The organism is [Clostridium] scindens (assembly GCF_019597925.1).
Lineage (GTDB): Bacteria > Bacillota > Clostridia > Lachnospirales > Lachnospiraceae > Clostridium_AP.
In genome coordinates, this window is record NZ_CP080442.1 from 554,069 (window position 1) to 570,877 (window position 16,809).

16 protein-coding genes, 1 pseudogene and 1 riboswitch are annotated in these 16,809 nt (G+C 50.2%); of the genes and pseudogenes, 13 read left to right on the plus strand and 4 right to left on the minus strand.

Annotation, left to right across the window (positions count from 1 at the left end):
• The first annotated feature begins 145 nt into the window (after nt 1-145).
• The 9 genes and pseudogenes from K0036_RS02460 (at nt 146) to yaaA (ending at nt 11,168) form a co-directional block, all read left to right on the plus strand.
• Nucleotides 146-2,326, plus strand: a complete 2,181-nt coding sequence (locus K0036_RS02460) for a putative bifunctional diguanylate cyclase/phosphodiesterase (protein ID WP_220430660.1) — start codon at nt 146-148, stop codon at nt 2,324-2,326.
• Nucleotides 2,323-3,012 carry a YkgJ family cysteine cluster protein gene (locus K0036_RS02465; RefSeq protein ID WP_220430661.1) on the plus strand — a complete coding sequence of 230 codons (690 nt, stop codon included), beginning with the start codon at nt 2,323-2,325 and terminating at the stop codon, nt 3,010-3,012. The genes K0036_RS02460 and K0036_RS02465 overlap by 4 nt, the downstream gene beginning before the upstream one ends.
• Nucleotides 3,003-6,197, plus strand: a complete 3,195-nt coding sequence (locus K0036_RS02470) for a UvrD-helicase domain-containing protein (protein ID WP_220430662.1) — start codon at nt 3,003-3,005, stop codon at nt 6,195-6,197. Before K0036_RS02465 ends, K0036_RS02470 begins: the two co-directional genes overlap by 10 nt.
• Before the next feature lie 48 nt (nt 6,198-6,245).
• Nucleotides 6,246-7,130, plus strand: a complete 885-nt coding sequence (locus K0036_RS02475) for a fructose bisphosphate aldolase (protein WP_220430663.1) — start codon at nt 6,246-6,248, stop codon at nt 7,128-7,130.
• Between the two features lie 44 nt (nt 7,131-7,174).
• Nucleotides 7,175-7,282, plus strand: a riboswitch (TPP riboswitch).
• 133 nt (nt 7,283-7,415) lie between these two features.
• Nucleotides 7,416-8,720, plus strand: a complete 1,305-nt coding sequence (gene thiC, locus K0036_RS02480) for a phosphomethylpyrimidine synthase ThiC (protein ID WP_220430664.1) — start codon at nt 7,416-7,418, stop codon at nt 8,718-8,720.
• A 119-nt stretch (nt 8,721-8,839) separates the two neighbouring features.
• A pseudogene (locus K0036_RS02485) lies at nt 8,840-9,094 on the plus strand (TfoX/Sxy family protein).
• A gap of 53 nt (nt 9,095-9,147) precedes the next feature.
• Nucleotides 9,148-9,750, plus strand: coding sequence for a hypothetical protein (locus K0036_RS02490; RefSeq protein WP_220430665.1), 603 nt, complete (start codon nt 9,148-9,150; stop codon nt 9,748-9,750).
• A 197-nt stretch (nt 9,751-9,947) separates the two neighbouring features.
• The gene (locus K0036_RS02495) at nt 9,948-10,364 is read left to right on the plus strand and encodes a YjdF family protein (RefSeq protein ID WP_220430666.1); all 417 of its coding nucleotides are present in this window, start codon (nt 9,948-9,950) and stop codon (nt 10,362-10,364) included.
• A gap of 45 nt (nt 10,365-10,409) precedes the next feature.
• The gene (gene yaaA / locus K0036_RS02500; protein ID WP_220430667.1) at nt 10,410-11,168 is read left to right on the plus strand and encodes a peroxide stress protein YaaA; all 759 of its coding nucleotides are present in this window, start codon (nt 10,410-10,412) and stop codon (nt 11,166-11,168) included.
• Nucleotides 11,169-11,352: 184 nt separating this feature from the next.
• Here the strand turns inward: yaaA and K0036_RS02505 are convergent, their stop codons facing one another.
• From K0036_RS02505 to K0036_RS02520, 4 genes are all read right to left on the minus strand, one after another.
• Nucleotides 11,353-11,709, minus strand: coding sequence for a molecular chaperone Hsp90 (locus tag K0036_RS02505; RefSeq protein WP_220430668.1), 357 nt, complete (start codon nt 11,707-11,709; stop codon nt 11,353-11,355).
• 92 nt (nt 11,710-11,801) lie between these two features.
• Complete coding sequence (locus K0036_RS02510; protein WP_025645535.1) at nt 11,802-12,191, minus strand: DUF6483 family protein; 390 nt, start codon at nt 12,189-12,191, stop codon at nt 11,802-11,804.
• Between the two features lie 20 nt (nt 12,192-12,211).
• Entirely contained in the window at nt 12,212-12,658 is a 447-nt protein-coding gene (locus K0036_RS02515; RefSeq protein ID WP_220430669.1) for a DUF6773 family protein, read from the minus strand.
• Nucleotides 12,642-12,857, minus strand: a complete 216-nt coding sequence (locus K0036_RS02520; protein WP_004608126.1) for a helix-turn-helix transcriptional regulator — start codon at nt 12,855-12,857, stop codon at nt 12,642-12,644. Before K0036_RS02520 ends, K0036_RS02515 begins: the two co-directional genes overlap by 17 nt.
• A 154-nt stretch (nt 12,858-13,011) precedes the next feature.
• Between K0036_RS02520 and K0036_RS02525 the strand changes: the two genes are divergently transcribed.
• The 4 genes from K0036_RS02525 (at nt 13,012) to K0036_RS02540 (ending at nt 16,809) form a co-directional block, all read left to right on the plus strand.
• Nucleotides 13,012-14,028 carry an ABC transporter substrate-binding protein gene (locus K0036_RS02525; RefSeq protein ID WP_220430670.1) on the plus strand — a complete coding sequence of 339 codons (1,017 nt, stop codon included), beginning with the start codon at nt 13,012-13,014 and terminating at the stop codon, nt 14,026-14,028.
• Nucleotides 14,003-14,794 (plus strand): ABC transporter permease, encoded by a 792-nt coding sequence (locus tag K0036_RS02530; RefSeq protein WP_259283374.1) that lies wholly within the window; start codon nt 14,003-14,005, stop codon nt 14,792-14,794. Before K0036_RS02525 ends, K0036_RS02530 begins: the two co-directional genes overlap by 26 nt.
• A gap of 4 nt (nt 14,795-14,798) precedes the next feature.
• Complete coding sequence (locus tag K0036_RS02535) at nt 14,799-15,371, plus strand: ABC transporter ATP-binding protein (RefSeq protein WP_220430671.1); 573 nt, start codon at nt 14,799-14,801, stop codon at nt 15,369-15,371.
• 934 nt (nt 15,372-16,305) lie between these two features.
• A complete protein-coding gene (locus K0036_RS02540; protein WP_220430672.1) occupies nt 16,306-16,809 on the plus strand; it encodes a MogA/MoaB family molybdenum cofactor biosynthesis protein in 504 nt (167 codons plus the stop codon).

Sequence of the window (16,809 nt, forward strand, 5' to 3'; positions counted from 1 at the left end):
GATTCGATTGTTAGATCTGTAGCGCCGTGTTGACCGGTACAGGAAATAAACCCCTAATGGGGTTACTTCTGAGGAAGAGGGATGCTATAATAATTATAAAGCAGAAATAATAGGGCAGTCCAAGAGGCTGCTGGAGGATTCTTACATGAAGGATAATCGGGCCAGATTTGGTAAAATAAAGATCAAAGACTTAATGATTATATGGATTCTAGTTACGCTTGGCGTGATCGTCATGCTGTTCGAGACATTTCACGCCGCGTCCCAGGCCGTCGGGCACCAGAAGTCGGTGACGGAAAAGAACATGCGCTGCCTTGAACTGGCGCAGCAGGTGCAATCCGGCTCAGATGTGCTGGCAGATGCCGTGTGGAGATTCGTGGCCACTGGGGATGTGCAGTATGCGGAAGAATATCTGAAAGAAGTGGAGGTCACGCGCTCCAGGGACCAGGCGATTTTGAAATTGAGGAAAGAGGGGCTTTCTAAGGAAGAACTCCAGCTGATGGAAGATGCCAAGGAAGAATCCGATGAACTGATGGTTCAGGAACTTGAGTGTATGAAGCTGGTATATGAATCTGAGGGGATAGAAGAATTGCCATCGGCTATTGCGAATGTGCAGTTAAGCGAAGAAGACCAAGGGCTTTCCGGCGGGGAGAAGAGGGCAGAGGCGCTTCGGTTCGTGTTTGGCGATGAATATGCCAGAGCTAAGGCTGCGATTTCAAATGAGATAGATATATTTACCGAAAGCCTCGATAAGAGGCAGAGCAAGGAAGTATTCCAGGCAATGCGATATACGGATAAGGCCCAGAGGCTGCAGCAGATTACGGCGATATTGCTGCTTGCATGGTGCATAGGCTTCCAGATTTTTTTCTACTGGATCGTGATCCGCCCGATCCATGCCTGCTGCCGGGAACTGGATGATGCGAAGAACCGGGAGCGAGGACTTAAGCCGCAGGGGTCGTATGAATTGCAATGCCTGATTTCGGCGTTCAATAAATCAATATCCCAGATCCAGGATAAGAAGAAGGAGATTGCGGATATCCAGATGGTAGATCCTGTGACAGGAGGATATACGGCAACTAGATTTGATCTGGAAATGGTGAAATACCTACAGGAAGAGAAAAGGTTTGCGCTGGCATCCATGGATATCCGGCGTTTTAAGTTAATTAATGACGTATATGGAAGTTCGGAAGGAGATGGGGTTCTCAAAGAGGTCTATGGCGCGGTATGCAGCTGCCTGAGGCCAGGAGAATGTGTCTCGAGAATTCAGTCGGATATTTTTAATATCCTGCTGTGCGAGACGGATATCCGGCAGATCGAATTCCGGCTTGATGAGATCAATGATCGAATTGACCGGATGGTTGGAGACGGGCGCAAGAAGAATTACCATCTTTCTCTTAACTGCGGAGTATATCAAGTGGAACATGGAAGGCAGGATGTTGTAAGCATCCGGGACAGGGCTAATGTGGCGCGCAATATTAGCAAGAGCGAATCCGGTTACTTGAAGGGCTGCGTATTCTATACGGAACTGGAACGGCATCAGCTTCTGAAGGAGCAGACGCTGGAAAATGCGATGGAAGGGGCGCTTCAGTCGGAAGAGTTCCTGGTATATCTGCAGCCGAAGATACGATTATCAGACGGGCGGGCTGTGGGAGCGGAAGCGCTGGTAAGATGGAAGTCCGAAGAGTACGGGCTGATACCGCCGGATGAATTTATTCCGTTGTTTGAGAAGAACGGGTTTATTCTGAAACTGGATTATTACATGTTCGAGCAGGTGTGCCGCCTCCTAAGGAACTGGCTGGACAGCCATAAGAAGGTGCTCCCGATTTCTGTCAATCTTTCCCGGATGCATTTGGGAGAGGCAGGATTTATCCAGCGGTATAAGGAAATACAGGAAAGATACCGAATTCCCTGCGAACTGCTGGAATTTGAACTGACAGAGGCGATGGTGTTTGAAGATCTGCCGCGGCTAAAGGAGATTATTGCGGAACTTCACGAGGCAGGATACCGGTGTTCCATGGATGATTTTGGAAGCGGATACTCTTCCTTGAATGTGTTGAAAGATATACCAGTAGACATCCTGAAACTGGACAGAGGCTTCTTTATGGGCGGCGAGACGGAGCGGGGAGTCAACGTAGTGAAGGCTGTTCTTCATATGGCCAGGGAACTGCATATGAAAACGGTGGCGGAAGGCATTGAAACCAGCAGCCTTGTGAACTTCCTGAAGGAAGAAGGCTGCGACATGGTGCAGGGATACGTGTTCTACAAGCCTATGCCAGCCCGGGAATTTGAATACGAGATACTGGAGAAAGAAAGTGGGACGGTTGTATGAAACGCGAGATAGACATGAGTGAAATATCGGATGGAAAATTATATACGGCAAATGACATGGTAAGGGCAGACTGCCATGACTGCGAGGGGTGTTCTGCCTGCTGTAAAGGGATGGGGAATTCGATCATTTTAGATCCTCTGGATGTATGGCGGCTGTGCAATGGACTTTCTCTGGATTTTGACGGCCTGATGGAAAGATGCTTGGAACTGCACGTGGTGGATGGAATGATACTTCCAAACTTGAGAATGGATGGGGAGGGCGAAGCTTGCACGTTTCTGGATGAACAGGGAAGATGCGCCGTCCACCCATACCGGCCGGGCATATGCAGGCTGTTTCCGTTGGGAAGATATTATGAGGAAGAGGGTTTTAAGTATTTTCTGCAGGTTCACGAGTGCAGGAAGAAGGACCGGGGCAAGATCAAGGTGAAAAAATGGGTGGATGCGCCGGACCTGAAGGCTTATGAAAAGTATATCTTTAGCTGGCATGATTTTTTAAGAAAGTGCGAAGAAGGATTAAACGGACTGGATGAAGAGCAGGCAAGGATCCTGAACCTTTATGTCTTAAAGACGTTTTACCAGACTGCATATCCAAAGGATCCGCAGGCACAGGCATTTTACGAAGAGTATAGCCGCAGGCTTGCGCAGGCGGAGGCGACGCTGGGATTGGAGGTGTCCGCATGTATATAGCAGATCTGCATATCCACTCCCGCTATTCCCGGGCCACCAGCAAGGACTGTACCCCGGAGCATCTGGATCTTGGGGCAAGGCGCAAAGGAATCCACCTTGTGGGGACCGGGGACTTTACCCACCCCGCATGGAGGGAAGAACTAAGGGAGAAGCTTGTGCCGGCTGAAGACGGGCTCTATGTATTAAAGGAGGAGTACCGGATTCAGGACGAAACCTGTACAGATAGAATAATTCCCCGATTCGTGATTACCGGGGAGATCAGTTCCATCTATAAAAAGAACGGAAGAGTGAGGAAGGTACACAGCCTGATTCTGCTTCCGGGCCTTGAGGAGGCGGAGGTGATATCCAGGAAACTGGAGGCCATCGGAAATATCCATTCTGATGGAAGGCCGATCCTGGGGCTGGACTGCCGCGACCTGCTGGAGATCGTGCTGGAACTCTGTCCCGAGGCGATCTTTGTCCCGGCCCATATCTGGACGCCTCATTTCTCATTGTTTGGCGCGTTCTCCGGATTTGATACGGTGGAAGAATGCTTCGAGGACTTGTCGCCCTACATCCATGCCATGGAGACCGGACTTTCTTCGGATCCGCCCATGAACTGGCGGGTATCCGCCCTGGATTCCTATCATCTGATCTCCAATTCGGACGCCCATTCTCCGGCAAAACCGGGAAGGGAGGCCAACCTTCTGGATATCGAACTCTCCTATCAAGGCCTCTATGATGCGATCCAGAAGGGGCGGGGACTGTCTGGCACTATAGAATTCTTTCCGGAAGAGGGGAAGTATCATTTTGACGGGCACCGGAAATGCAACCTTTGCCTGAGTCCTCTGGACACGGAGAAATATCAGGGAATCTGTCCGGTGTGCAAAAGAAAGATTACCATCGGCGTATCCCACCGGGTAGAGCAGCTGGCGGACCGGGCAGAAGGCTATGTAAGAGCGGATGCCAGGCCATTCGAGAGTCTGGTGCCTTTGCCGGAAGTCATCGGCGCTTCGGTAGGGCACTCGGCAGCCAGCGCCAGGGTGCAGAAGGAATATCAGAACATGCTGCGACGCCTGGGGCCGGAGTTTGATATTTTAAGAACCATGCCTTTGGAGGAAATACGCAGCGTGTCGGGATATCTGATATCCGAGGGAATCGGAAGGCTGCGGGAAGGCAAGGTAGAGAGGATTCCCGGGTTTGACGGGGAATACGGGACTATAAAATTATTCGCTCCTTCAGAAATAGAAAATACCAGCGGCCAGATGGACTTCTTTGATCTGCTGGGAGGAAAGGGCGAAGGCGATGGAAAAGGCGCCAAAGCAAAAGACGGGGCAAATGCAGCCATAGAAGAGGGAATAACTCCCGTGAAAGTAAAGCAGCCAGTAGAAGACGGCACGCAGCAAGGCTCAGGTTCCCCATTACCGCTGCCTGACAAGCTCAACCGCGAGCAGGAGCAGGCAGTACGGTCTACAGCCAGGACGGTAGCCGTAATCGCGGGGCCAGGCACAGGAAAGACCAAGACCTTGATCAGCCATATCCTGTATCTGATAGAAAATAGAAAAGTAAAGCCCGGGGAGATTACAGCGGTTACATTTACCAATCAGGCGGCTTCCCAGATGAGGGAGAGGCTCAGGAATGCGCTGGGAAAGAAGAAGCAGATCCATACGATGCAGATTGGAACCTTCCACGCCATCTGCCTGGCATTTCTGAAAGACCAGGGCAGGGAATTTTCTATTCTGGATGAAGAAGGGGCGCAGGGGATCGCGCGCGGGATTATTGAAGAATACCAGTTAAAGGACACGGTGAAGAAGTTCTTATACAGGGTGTCTGGCTGGAAGGCAGAAGGAGAAGTGCCGCAGGAGGACACGGACGCATTCCTCGCCTATCAGAAATATCTGGAAGAAAGGCGGCTTCTTGATTTTGACGACCTTCTGCTGGAGACATTGAAGCTGATAGAAGAACCACAGGCTTCTGCGGGGTGGGAGAAGCATTTTTCCTATCTTCTGGTGGACGAGTTCCAGGACATCAATCCTTTGCAGTACCGCCTGCTTAAGGCATGGAATAAAAAGGGCCGCGAGTTGTTCGTGATCGGCGACCCGGATCAGTCCATCTATGGATTCCGTGGAGCGGATGCCGGTTGCTTTGACCGGCTTGTCGAGGAACATGCGGGTACGGATGTGATAAGGCTTGCAGAGAATTACCGTTCCACGCCCCAGATCCTGAATGCCGCTCTCGCAGTGATCTCCCATAATCCCGGAGAAGACAGAAGACTTGCTGCCAACCGGGAGGATGGCGATAGGGCGCGCTTGGTGACGGCAGAGTCGGGGATGGGGGAAGCCATCTTTATTGCCAAGGAGATCAACCGCCTGGCCGGAGGGATTGGAATGCTGGAAGCCCATGAATTATCCGGTGCCGTCAGGACAGAAGGCCGGGTCCGGGGATTTGACGAGATTGCCATATTGTACCGAACCAACCATCAGGGGGATCTGCTGGAGAAATGCCTGAAGAAGGAAGGGATTCCCTATATTGTTGCGGGAAGAGGATCATTTTTGCAGGAAGAAAAAGTACGGGGAAGCATCTGCTTCTTCCGTTATCTTGACAATCCCATGGATATCCTGGCGAAGGAGCAGTGTCTTAGACTTCTGTGGAATATGAATGGCAATCTGGCCGCGGAAGAAGTGCTGGAAAGGATGGCGGGCAAGTACCGTCCTCTATACCAGAAGAAAAAACCGCAGAAGTTCCTGGAACTGTGGATGGAGGAACTGCAGCTGGAAGATAATGAGGCGGTGAAGAAACTGGCGGGCATGGGCGTATTTTATAAGACGATGGCGGAATTCATGTCGGCGGTCCAATTAGGAATAGAAAGCGATATCAAGCGGTGCGGGAACCGGGACTACGCTTCAGGAGCGGTTACCTTGATGACGCTTCACGGCGCGAAGGGCCTGGAATTCCCGGTTACCTTTATCTATGGGGCAAGGAAGGGACTGATTCCTCTGGAAAGTGAAAAGGGGAAAACAGATCTGGAAGAGGAACGCAGGCTTCTGTATGTAGGCATGACAAGGGCGATGGAGGAATTGATTCTAACGACGTCAAAAGAGGCATCCGGGTTTCTGGAAGGGTTGCCGTCAGAACTGCTGGAGAGAGAAACGGCACACAAAAGGAGGGTAGAACAGTGCCATCAGATGAGTTTGTTTGAACTGTAAATGGAAACGGCTTGGACTATGTTTCACACAGAGAATGGAGGAATTCGTATGAGTGAAGAACAGGTAAGAAGGATGCATGATGGCAAAGGATTCATAGCGGCTCTGGACCAGAGCGGCGGCAGCACGCCAAAGGCCCTTAAGAATTACGGGATTGGCGAAGACCGGTACCAGTCGGAAGAAGAGATGTTCGACATGATCCATCAGATGCGTACAAGGATTATCGCAAGTCCTTCGTTCACATCCGAGCACATAATTGCGGCAATTCTGTTTGAAATGACCATGGACCGGAAGATTCATGGCAAGTACACGGCGGATTATCTGATTGAAAAGGGTATTCTTCCAATACTGAAGGTTGACAAAGGGCTTGCAGCCGAGGCGGACGGAGTGCGCCTAATGAAGCCGATCAATGGGCTGGATGCTCTCCTTGAGCGGGCAAAGGAGCGCCACATATTCGGAACGAAGATGCGTTCCGTTATCAGCAGTTATAATGAGAAGGGAATCCATGAGATTGTCAAGCAGCAGTTCGCCTACGGCGTCCAGATAGCAAAGGCGGGATTCGTGCCGATTCTGGAGCCGGAGGTAGACATCCACAGCCAGGAGAAGGGGAGGATCGAGTCGTTCTTGAAAGCGGAGATGGATAGGCATCTGGCCGATCTGGATGATGGAATCCGGATTATGTTCAAACTGACGCTTCCCGATGAAGCCGGCCTGTACGACAGCATTGCCTCAGACGCCCATGTAGTCCGGGTGGTCGCGCTTTCCGGCGGGTACAGCCGTGAGGAAGCCAATGAGAAGCTTGCACAGAACCACCATATGATTGCCAGTTTCTCCAGAGCGCTGACGGAGGGACTTGCTGACTCCCAGACGGATGACGAGTTCAACGAGATGCTGAAGGAATCCATCCAGGCAATCTATGATGCGTCCATAGCATAGGAAAAGCATCTTGCAAGGGCAAGGCCTGTATAGTATAATTAACGAAGGAACAACAGGGGTGCTCGCGTAAGCGGGCTGAGAGTAAGCTGTATCGCTTTAACCCATAACCTGATTTGGATAATGCCAACGTAGGGAGATATAGGAGTAAAGAGTGGGATTTTACTGCTGTAATGCTATCTGCGTTACAGCAGTTTTTTGCGTTATGCGTAAGATTTCCTGCAGAATCTCTTCTGCCAGCATTCATCCATCTGTCATTCAAGAACAAAACGAAAGGATGGAAAAAGAATGAGAAATTATGCAACACAGATGGAGGCGGCACGAAAAGGAATCGTGACCAAGGAACTGGAGACGGTAGCGAAAAAGGAGCGGATGACGGTGGAGGAATTGATGCCTCTGGTAGCGTCCGGGAAAGTGGCGATCTGCGCCAACAAAATTCACGCCTGTATCAGCCCGGAGGGTATAGGCTCCATGCTAAAGACTAAAATCAATGTGAACTTAGGCGTTTCCAGAGACTGCAAGGATTATAATGTGGAGATGGAGAAGGTCATGGAGGCGGTCCGCATGGGAGCCCATGCGATTATGGATCTGTCTTCCCATGGGGATACGGTACCGTTCAGGCGCAAGCTTACCCACGAGTGTCCGGCTATGATTGGCACGGTTCCGGTGTACGATTCCGTCATTCATTACCAGAGGGATCTGGACACGCTGACTGCCAGGGATTTTATAGATGTGATCCGGCTGCACGCGCAAGACGGCGTGGACTTTGTGACTTTGCACTGCGGAATCACCAGAAAGACCATCGAGCAGGTGAAGAAGCATAAGCGTAAGATGAACATCGTATCCCGGGGCGGCTCCCTCGTATTTGCGTGGATGTGCATGACCGGGGAAGAGAATCCATTCTACGAGTATTATGATGAGATTCTGGATATCTGCCGTGAATACGATGTGACCATATCTCTGGGGGATGCATGCCGGCCCGGATGCCTTGCAGACGCTACGGATGTGTGCCAGATCGAGGAACTGGTGCGGCTGGGAGAATTGACGAAGCGCGCGTGGGAAAAGGATGTCCAGGTTATGGTGGAAGGGCCGGGGCATATGCCCATGGATCAGATTGCCGCGAATATGAAGGTACAGCAGTCCATCTGCCAGGGTGCCCCCTTCTATGTGCTGGGCCCTCTGGTGACGGACATTGCGCCGGGCTATGACCATATCACTTCCGCGATCGGGGGAGCCATCGCCGCCGCTTCCGGCGCTGCGTTCCTGTGCTACGTAACGCCGGCAGAGCACCTGGCCCTTCCCAATGTAGAGGATGTAAAGCAGGGGATCATCGCCTCCAAGATTGCGGCCCACGCGGCAGATATCGCAAAAGGCGTGCGGGGCGCAAGAGAAATCGATGACCAGATGGCGGACGCGAGAAAAGCCCTTGACTGGGAGGCGCAGTGGGCCTGCTCCATTGAACCGGAGACGGCCAAAAGAATCCGGGAAGAGCGCAAGCCGGAGCATGAAGATACTTGTTCCATGTGCGGAAAGTTCTGTGCGGTGCGCAGCATGAATAAGGCGCTGGCAGGAGAACATATAGACATTTTGTAAGATATATGGATTCTGCCAAGGGGGACATGTGATAAATGACTGTTCATTCGGGGGTGAAGATGCTATACTAAGGACTATAATCCACGGGAAAATATCGTCATTAGAGCGGGAGGTATCATATGGGAGAATTATCGAAACTGCCGAATATCGGCCCAAAGGTAGAGGAACAGCTTCAGGGAGTAGGAATCACGACTTATGAGCAGTTGAAAGAGATGGGGAGCCAGCAGGCGTGGCTTAAGATCAAGGCGATTGATGATTCCACCTGAATGCACCGCCTGCTCGCGCTGGAAGGCGCAATCCAAGGCATCAGAAAAAGTGAATTGTCTGCAGAGAAGAGAGCGGAACTAAAGGAGTTCTATAATGCAGCCAAGTAATTTTCTGGAACTAAGGCTTCTCCACGAAGATTCGGGGGGAATGGGGCCGCCAGATGAGGCTTCTGACCCTGAATCCAATCCTGTATCTGGAGCAATATGAGGAGATTGCGGATGAATTATACAGGTGGAAGCAGGATGAGGAATTACGGCCGTTCATTGACAGAGAAGATATGGCAGTCGTCCGAGAATCCATAATATATTATGAAGAAGATACAAAACGAGAATTGCTTCCGCCCGGACTGTGCGTAGGGATCGGGACATATAAGACGGTCCGGGACGGCGAACTCTATATGTGCGCGCTGATCGACCGGGGCAGCCGCAAGGTTATGGCGTATTCTTTCGGGGTATACCGCAGCGCAGAACTGGTGGGAAAGGCCCTGGAAAATGTAGAGGTGCTATACAGGCTGTCGGGTAAGGCCAGCCTTCTTAGCAGCCGGAATCCTCTGTATCGGAGCCGGAAGTACCAGAAGATGCTGGAGGGCTTTCGGATAGAGCAGGAGATGACGCAAAAGGGCACAAGGGGCGGCGCGGCGATAGTCAGCACCTATTTCTCCTGGCTTATGCGGCGAAAAGGCCATACGGTATTTCAGACATGGCAGGATGCTATTGACTGGCTTACGATGGATATCCTGCGGTATAATCTTAATTTGTCCTGATTAGGCCGCCAACTTGACGTTCCGATCGAAAAAAGATAGTATGTAATCAGCAAAGATAAAAACACAACGTATGCTTATGCATACAGTCCGGTTGGTAGTCCGGGCGCGGCACTGTGCTATTTGCGCGGGCTGTCAGTAACCTTCCTCCTTAGGTCGTCCATTCTTTTGCTTATGTTTTCATTAAGGAGGAAAAGAACATGGACAAAGTATTAGTAACACTGACGGTATTTTTTGAAGATCCTTTTTGGGTCGGCGTGGTGGAGAGGATCGCAGAAGGAAGCCTTTCGGCTTCGAAGATTACATTCGGAGCAGAGCCGAAGGATTATGAGGTCTGGGATATCCTGCTACGCGGTTATGACAGGTTACGCTTTAGTCCGGCTGTTGAAACGGCTGTAAAAGAGGCGAAAGTGAATCCAAAGCGCAGGCAGAAAGAGGCCCGCAGGCAGACGGAGGCCGCCGGGATCGGAACAAAATCCCAGCAGGCGCTGAAATTACAGTTGGAAGAGAGGAAGACGGAGCGCAAAAGCAGAAGCCGGGAGCAAAGAGAGGCGGAGCAGTTGCGCAAGTTTGAATTGAGGCAGCAGAAGAAAAAGGAGAAGCACAGGGGCCACTAGGCTCCCGTGCTTTTGCTGGTTCAGAAGTACTAAAGGAGACGAAAGATGCGCATTATTATATCACCGGCAAAGAAAATGAATGACAATACAGATGTATTCCCCTGCCAGGAACTCCCGGCTTTTCTTGACAAGACCCAGGAATTGTTAGATTATATGCAGTCATTGGATTACAGTCAATGCAAGACGATCTGGAAATGCAATGACAAGATCGCGGAACTGAATTACCGGCGTTTTAGCAAGATGGATTTGGAAAAATCGTTGACGCCCGCCATCCTGTCTTACGAAGGCATCCAGTATCAGTATATGGCCCCGGCGGTTATGGAGGAAGAGGCATTTGCCTACCTTCAGGAGCACCTACGCATACTATCCGGATTCTATGGAATCTTAAAGCCGTTTGACGGCGTCGTGCCCTACCGGCTGGAGATGCAGGCCAAGATGGGGAATCATAGACAGCGCCCTTCGCTTGGCTCGCTGTATGAATTCTGGGGCAGCGCATTGGCAGACGCGTTATTTGAAGAGGATCCATTCATTCTGAATCTGGCCTCAAAGGAATACAGCAAATGCATATCCAGATATCTGCGGCAGGATATCCGGTTTATTACCTGTGTCTTTGCAGAGCTGATCGGTGATAAGGTGGTTGAGAAGGGAACACTGGCGAAGATGGCCCGTGGAGAGATGGTCCGCTATCTGGCAAAGAACCAGGTAGAAGACATGGAAGGAATCAAGGGATTCAGCCAGTTGGGCTACCATTTTTCACAGAAATATTCTGATGCGGATACGCTGGTGTTTCTAAAGGAATCATAACGGTGGGTCAAATCATGAAAAGGTTTGCCGCCAAATATGACAGATAGAAGATGAGAAAAAATTATGGATATGCATACAGATACGATAAATAGAAAACAGGACATGCATCACTCTATAGAGAGTCTCATGTCCTGTTGCTTTAGACTATAAACGGAGTGCATTGCCGAAGTTGGTTCAGTCTGTTTTAAAGAAGACTTTCTTTCTTTTCCAGAATCGCGGCTACGGCTACGCAGGCCGGGCAGTCGCAGTATTTGGCTCCGGCAGCCTTGATCTCTTTGGCATGTGCCGCAATATTCTTGGCAGCGTCCGCGCCAAAGCACTGACTTCCACCTTCGGATTCTGCAAAACTGATCAAGGTGTCGATCGGCATGATATCTGCCTCCAACTCGTCAATATACTTCTTCGTTTCCGCAGCTTCGGCATCTGTCCCAAGTGCATCCAGCCAGGCCTTAGCCGCTTCTCTGGCTTCGCTGCTGCATGTTGGCGCGTCGATCAATTCGTGTGTCTTTTCAACTACATAATCTAATACTTCTTTGTTCATATTGACATGCCTTCTTTCTTTTTTTATTTATCCCTATTCTACCATAATTGTAAGAAAGCGGCAAATCGTATCTTGCCTTGACGGGTGAGCGTTTAGTCCAAAGATTCATAGATGGCGTCAAGCCCGGTGATCCCATACTCATTCAGGAGGCTTCGGATGCCCTCCTGGATCTCGGCCCGGGAGTAATCGGCTGCAGTCAGGAAATCATCCGAGTATTCATTGATGTGGGAATAGAAGGCAAGGCCCAGCATCAGATATTCCTTATCCTCAGGGTCAAGATCTTCGTACATCATATTTTCCGCGCTGTTGATCCTTCCGGCATCTGCAAGGGCGATGAGACGGGCAAAGTTATCATTGCCGGTCATGTTGCCTGTGAAATTAGCAAAGTCATACTGAAACTGCTGCCTGCCGGTGATCAGCTGCATCAGGAACCGTACGACATCCTGAATCATACGCATAATATAATCTTGCTCAAAATCCATAGAATCACCTCAATCCTTGCTTATTCATCTTCATATTCCTGATCCAGCTTCGCCTGCTTTTTCTTCGTATATTCCCCAATAGCCGCAAGGGTCGCGAACATCAGGATAAAGATGGAGATTGCAAAAATCAGGGCTGCATAGCCAGCGTGCGGGATCTCCCGGTATATAAGGGAAGCCAGGAACATCAGGCCGAATATGAGGGTTCCTATCAGGCTTGACAGCAGATAGTTCTTAAGCCCGGGCTTAGAGCTATAGTTCCATAATCCTCTCTTCATACATCCGGCCAGGATTGTGACGCAGCCTGCCAGAAAGGCGACATTTTCCCCGATCAACGCTCTAAAAGGTACCTGGAAAAATAATGTCTTAGCCGAAATATCGGCCGCAAGGGCAAAAAACAACACGTAGAAGCCTGCCCGTTCTATTTTTAATAATTCTAATTCCTGTCGTTCATCAACTATTTTCTTCATATTCATCCTCCTCCCAGAATAGATCGTCTAATGTTACATGCAGAACCTTGCAGATGGCAATGCATAATTTTAGTGATGGATTGAATTTCCCCGCCTCTATCATGCCGATTGTCTGACGTGTTACGTCTACTTTGGCGGCAAGCATCTCTTGGGACATATCGAGGCTTAGGCGGGCCATCTTCATTTTTTTATTCTTCATCCTATCCCGTGCCTCCTCTTGACTATAGAATAATCGGTTTCTCAAAGAATGTCAACTATATTTTACATATTGGTGAATATATTTTGCAATAGTACATTAAGGGAAAAAGAGGTATAATAGAAATTAATCTACTTAAAGAAAGAAGGAAAATATTATGAAGAAGAGAAGGCTGGCCGCATGGCTGATGGTGCTGTGCCTTTGTACGGCGGCGCTTGCGGGATGCAGCGCAAAGGAAGAGGACAAGAAGGCAGATACGGCCAAAGAAGAGCAGGCCAAGAAAGACGATAAAGCAAAATCCCAGACTCCGATCAAGGTAGGGGCGCTTAAGGGGCCAACGGCTATGGGAATGGCGCAGATGCTGGACGATGACCAGTATGAGTTCACGATCTCGGCATCTCCGGATGAGATCGTGCCGATGATAGTCCAGGGACAAGTGGATATTGCCGCGGTTCCAGCGAATCTGGCAGCCGTCCTGTATCAGAAGACGCAGAAGCAGGTGAACGTGCTGGCAGTCAATACATTAGGCATTCTCTATCTGGTGGAAAATGGGAATAGCATCCAGTCGGTGGAAGACTTGAAGGGAAAGACGATCTATGCAAGCGGAAAAGGGGCGACGCCGGAGTACGCTCTTAACTCCGTGCTTACCGCGCATGGCATCGATCCTCTAAGCGACGTAACCATTGAGTACAAGTCCGAGCATGCGGAGGTAGTTGCGGCTCTGGCGGCAGACCCGACGGCAGTAGGTCTTTTGCCCCAGCCTTTCGTGACTACGGCGCTGATGAAGAACGACCAGCTAAGGATTGCTCTGGATCTGAATGAACTGTGGGAAAGCGGAACGGCAGATGGAAGCCGCCTGGTGACAGGCGTTGCGGTCGTCCGCAAGGAATTCCTGGAAAAGCATCCCAAGGAAGTGGAGACATTTATGGAGGCCTACAAAAAGTCGGTGGATTTTGTCAATGAGGATACGCAGGCGGCTGCTGAGATCATCGGAAACCATGATATCATAGCCAAAGAAGTAGCAGTAAAGGCAATTCCGGAGTGCAGCATCGTATTCGTGGAAGGCAAAGAGATGAAGACCATGCTCTCCGGATATCTAAATACCTTGCTAGAGCAGAATCCGGAGACCGTCGGAGGTGCAGTACCGGATGATGACTTCTATTATGCAAGATAAGAAGAACATACATTCCAGAAGTTCCAGGATAATCATCCGCATTCTGGCGGTGGCTTTCTGGCTGCTGGTTTGGCAGATTGGCAGCATGTGGCTGGGCCAGGAGATTCTCCTGGCCTCGCCTGTATCCGTGGCCCGGAAACTATCCGAACTGCTGGTGACGCAGGAATTCTGGATATCTGTCTGGTTCAGTTTTGGGAGGATTATAGGAGGATTCCTAAGCGCTCTGGCGATCGGGGCCCTTCTGGCAATCCTGTCCTATCGCTTTGAGACGGTGAAGATTCTGTTTCATCCGCTGGTAACCGCCGTGAAATCTACGCCGGTAGCATCGTTCATTATCTTATGCCTGATATGGATCCCCTCCAGGAATCTGGCGGTATTTATCTCGTTCCTGATCGTCTTTCCTGTGATTTATGCAAATCTGCTGGAAGGACTCCAGAGGACAGACGAACAGCTGCTGGAAATGGCCGATGTATTTTCCATAGGGAAGGGAAAGCGGGCGCTGTATATCTATCTGCCGCAGGCACTGCCTTATCTGCTGACTGCCTGCAGCCTTGGCCTCGGACTTTGCTGGAAGGCCGGGACGGCGGCGGAAGTGATCGGCGTGCCGGAAGGCTCTATTGGAGAGAAACTGTACCACGCCAAGATCTACCTGAATACGCCGGACCTGTTTGCCTGGACCCTGGTAATCATTACGATCAGCTTCTTGTTTGAAAAATGTTTCCTGTGGGGACTAGGCAGAATCATCCAGTGGATAGAAAGGACATAGAAGGATGGATATTATTGTAGACAATGTAAGCAAGTCCTACGGAGACCAGGTAGTTCTTAAGAAACTGGCTTTTTGTTTCCCGGAGGGGAGAATCTCCTGCATCATGGGCCCATCCGGGTGCGGAAAGACTACGCTTATGCGGATTCTTCTTGGATTGGAAGGTGCGGATGAAGGACGGGTAGAAGGCGTCCCTTACGGAAAGATAAGCGCCGTATTTCAAGAAGACAGGCTATGCGAGAATGTAAGCGCCATCCGGAATCTGAAGCTTGTGTCAGACAAAGGCGAAGCAGAACTACGCCGCGAGATGGAGGCGCTGTGGCTTGGGGAGGCATTTGGAAAGCCCGTGCGGGAACTGAGCGGAGGGATGAAGCGCAGGGTCGCGATCCTGCGGGCACTTCTGGCACCGTGCGCCTGCATCATGATGGATGAGCCGTTAAAGGGACTGGATGAAGAGACGAAGATCGTTACGGCTGATTATATCCGTAAGAACGCAAAAGAAAAGACCCTGATTGTCATTACGCATGACAGGCAGGATCTGGAACTTCTGGGGGCAGATAAACTATTGACCCTTGCATAGGCTAAGGGCGGATGCCTTCCACTTCTACCACCTTGATGCCAAGAAAACTTTTCAGGCGCAGCCTGATAATGTCCTCATAGATGAGGGCTGGGGAGAGAATCAGGAGTTCGCCCGCCTCTCCGGGGATGATGCGGACGACTTTTCTGTGTTCTTTCAGGCTTTTGGAGAGCCTCTGGTCAGCAAACCTTGCTGAGATTTCCGGACGGCCTGTTCAAGAATGCCCGGCGTAGGACTCAATGACAATCGCGCAGAATCCCTTCTTGTCCATATAGTCTTTTAACTTCTGTTCATAGATGATCTGCATTTTCATTCCTCCGTATATGAGATAATGGTGTCCCTGATACTGTATGGTTAGATATTATACAGTCCGCTTGAGGGAAATACAATAAAACTTGGGAAAATATGAGATTTTGTAACCCGGTCACAGAAGATCCCTTTGGATTGCGCTATGATAATGCCAACAAATCAAACCAAGCAACGAAATCAGGAGGGATCACTATGAAGGCAGTAATAGATAAAAAATTAAGAGATTACATGGAAAATAAGAAATTAAAGAATATCGTTTTATTCAAAGAAACGTGCAACACCTGAGGCGGCTCCTACGAGGATATATCAGCAAGGTTTGCTGATGAGGAAGAAAAAGAGGAGTTAAAGGCAAGCGGGTTTAAAAGCATTCCGACGGAAACGGGCGAACTGTTCGTGCCGGAAAGAGGCATCTCGGTATCCGAGAATATCAAGCTGGGGCTTGTGAAGTTTCTATGGGGCACAAGAATCACTATCAAGGGAGTAGCGGTACAATAGGATATCTGCATAAAGGACTGCCGGGGTCACGTATGACTGCCGGCAGTTTTTTGATCAAATGATCCAAGCAAATTTACGTATACACGGGGATGTAAAAGGGGCTATAATAAGCCCATAGAAAGGAGGCAATATTATGGACGATTATAAATGGAAAACAGCTGTCATTACCTTAAGCGACAAGGGCTACAGGGGAGAAAGAGAGGATAAAAGCGGTCCGCTGATCTGCGAGATGCTGCCGGAAGATTCCTACAGTATCGAGGAGAGGCTGCTGCTCCCGGATGAGCAGGAGATGATCGAGAAGGAACTGATCCGTCTGTGCGACGATGACCATATGGATCTGATACTCACTACGGGGGGAACCGGATTTGCCCAGCGGGACTGTACGCCGGAGGCAACCTTGCATGTGGCTACGAGAAATGCGCAGGGAATCGCCGATGCCATGCGCTACTGCTCCCTTCAAGTCACTCCGCGCGCCATGCTAAGCCGGGGCGTATCGGTGATCCGGGGAAAGACGCTGATCATCAATCTTCCGGGCAGCACGAAGGCTGTCAGGGAAAATCTCTCATTCATCCTGTCCTCCTTGGAGCACGGGCTTGGCATCCTTACAGGAAGGGATGGAGAATGCGGAGGTGCATAG

Bases quoted from the DNA above. Each gene is read 5' to 3' on its own strand.
- K0036_RS02460 (WP_220430660.1), top strand. From the start codon at position 146: ATGAAGGATAATCGGGCCAGATTTGGTAAAATAAAGATCAAAGACTTA.
- K0036_RS02465 (WP_220430661.1), top strand. From the start codon at position 2,323: ATGAAACGCGAGATAGACATGAGTGAAATATCGGATGGAAAATTATAT.
- K0036_RS02470 (WP_220430662.1), top strand. From the start codon at position 3,003: ATGTATATAGCAGATCTGCATATCCACTCCCGCTATTCCCGGGCCACC.
- K0036_RS02475 (WP_220430663.1), top strand. From the start codon at position 6,246: ATGAGTGAAGAACAGGTAAGAAGGATGCATGATGGCAAAGGATTCATA.
- thiC (WP_220430664.1), top strand. From the start codon at position 7,416: ATGAGAAATTATGCAACACAGATGGAGGCGGCACGAAAAGGAATCGTG.
- K0036_RS02490 (WP_220430665.1), top strand. From the start codon at position 9,148: ATGAGGCTTCTGACCCTGAATCCAATCCTGTATCTGGAGCAATATGAG.
- K0036_RS02495 (WP_220430666.1), top strand. From the start codon at position 9,948: ATGGACAAAGTATTAGTAACACTGACGGTATTTTTTGAAGATCCTTTT.
- yaaA (WP_220430667.1), top strand. From the start codon at position 10,410: ATGCGCATTATTATATCACCGGCAAAGAAAATGAATGACAATACAGAT.
- K0036_RS02505 (WP_220430668.1), bottom strand. From the start codon at position 11,709: ATGAACAAAGAAGTATTAGATTATGTAGTTGAAAAGACACACGAATTG.
- K0036_RS02510 (WP_025645535.1), bottom strand. From the start codon at position 12,191: ATGGATTTTGAGCAAGATTATATTATGCGTATGATTCAGGATGTCGTA.
- K0036_RS02515 (WP_220430669.1), bottom strand. From the start codon at position 12,658: ATGAAGAAAATAGTTGATGAACGACAGGAATTAGAATTATTAAAAATA.
- K0036_RS02520 (WP_004608126.1), bottom strand. From the start codon at position 12,857: ATGAAGAATAAAAAAATGAAGATGGCCCGCCTAAGCCTCGATATGTCC.
- K0036_RS02525 (WP_220430670.1), top strand. From the start codon at position 13,012: ATGAAGAAGAGAAGGCTGGCCGCATGGCTGATGGTGCTGTGCCTTTGT.
- K0036_RS02530 (WP_259283374.1), top strand. From the start codon at position 14,003: ATGATGACTTCTATTATGCAAGATAAGAAGAACATACATTCCAGAAGT.
- K0036_RS02535 (WP_220430671.1), top strand. From the start codon at position 14,799: ATGGATATTATTGTAGACAATGTAAGCAAGTCCTACGGAGACCAGGTA.
- K0036_RS02540 (WP_220430672.1), top strand. From the start codon at position 16,306: ATGGACGATTATAAATGGAAAACAGCTGTCATTACCTTAAGCGACAAG.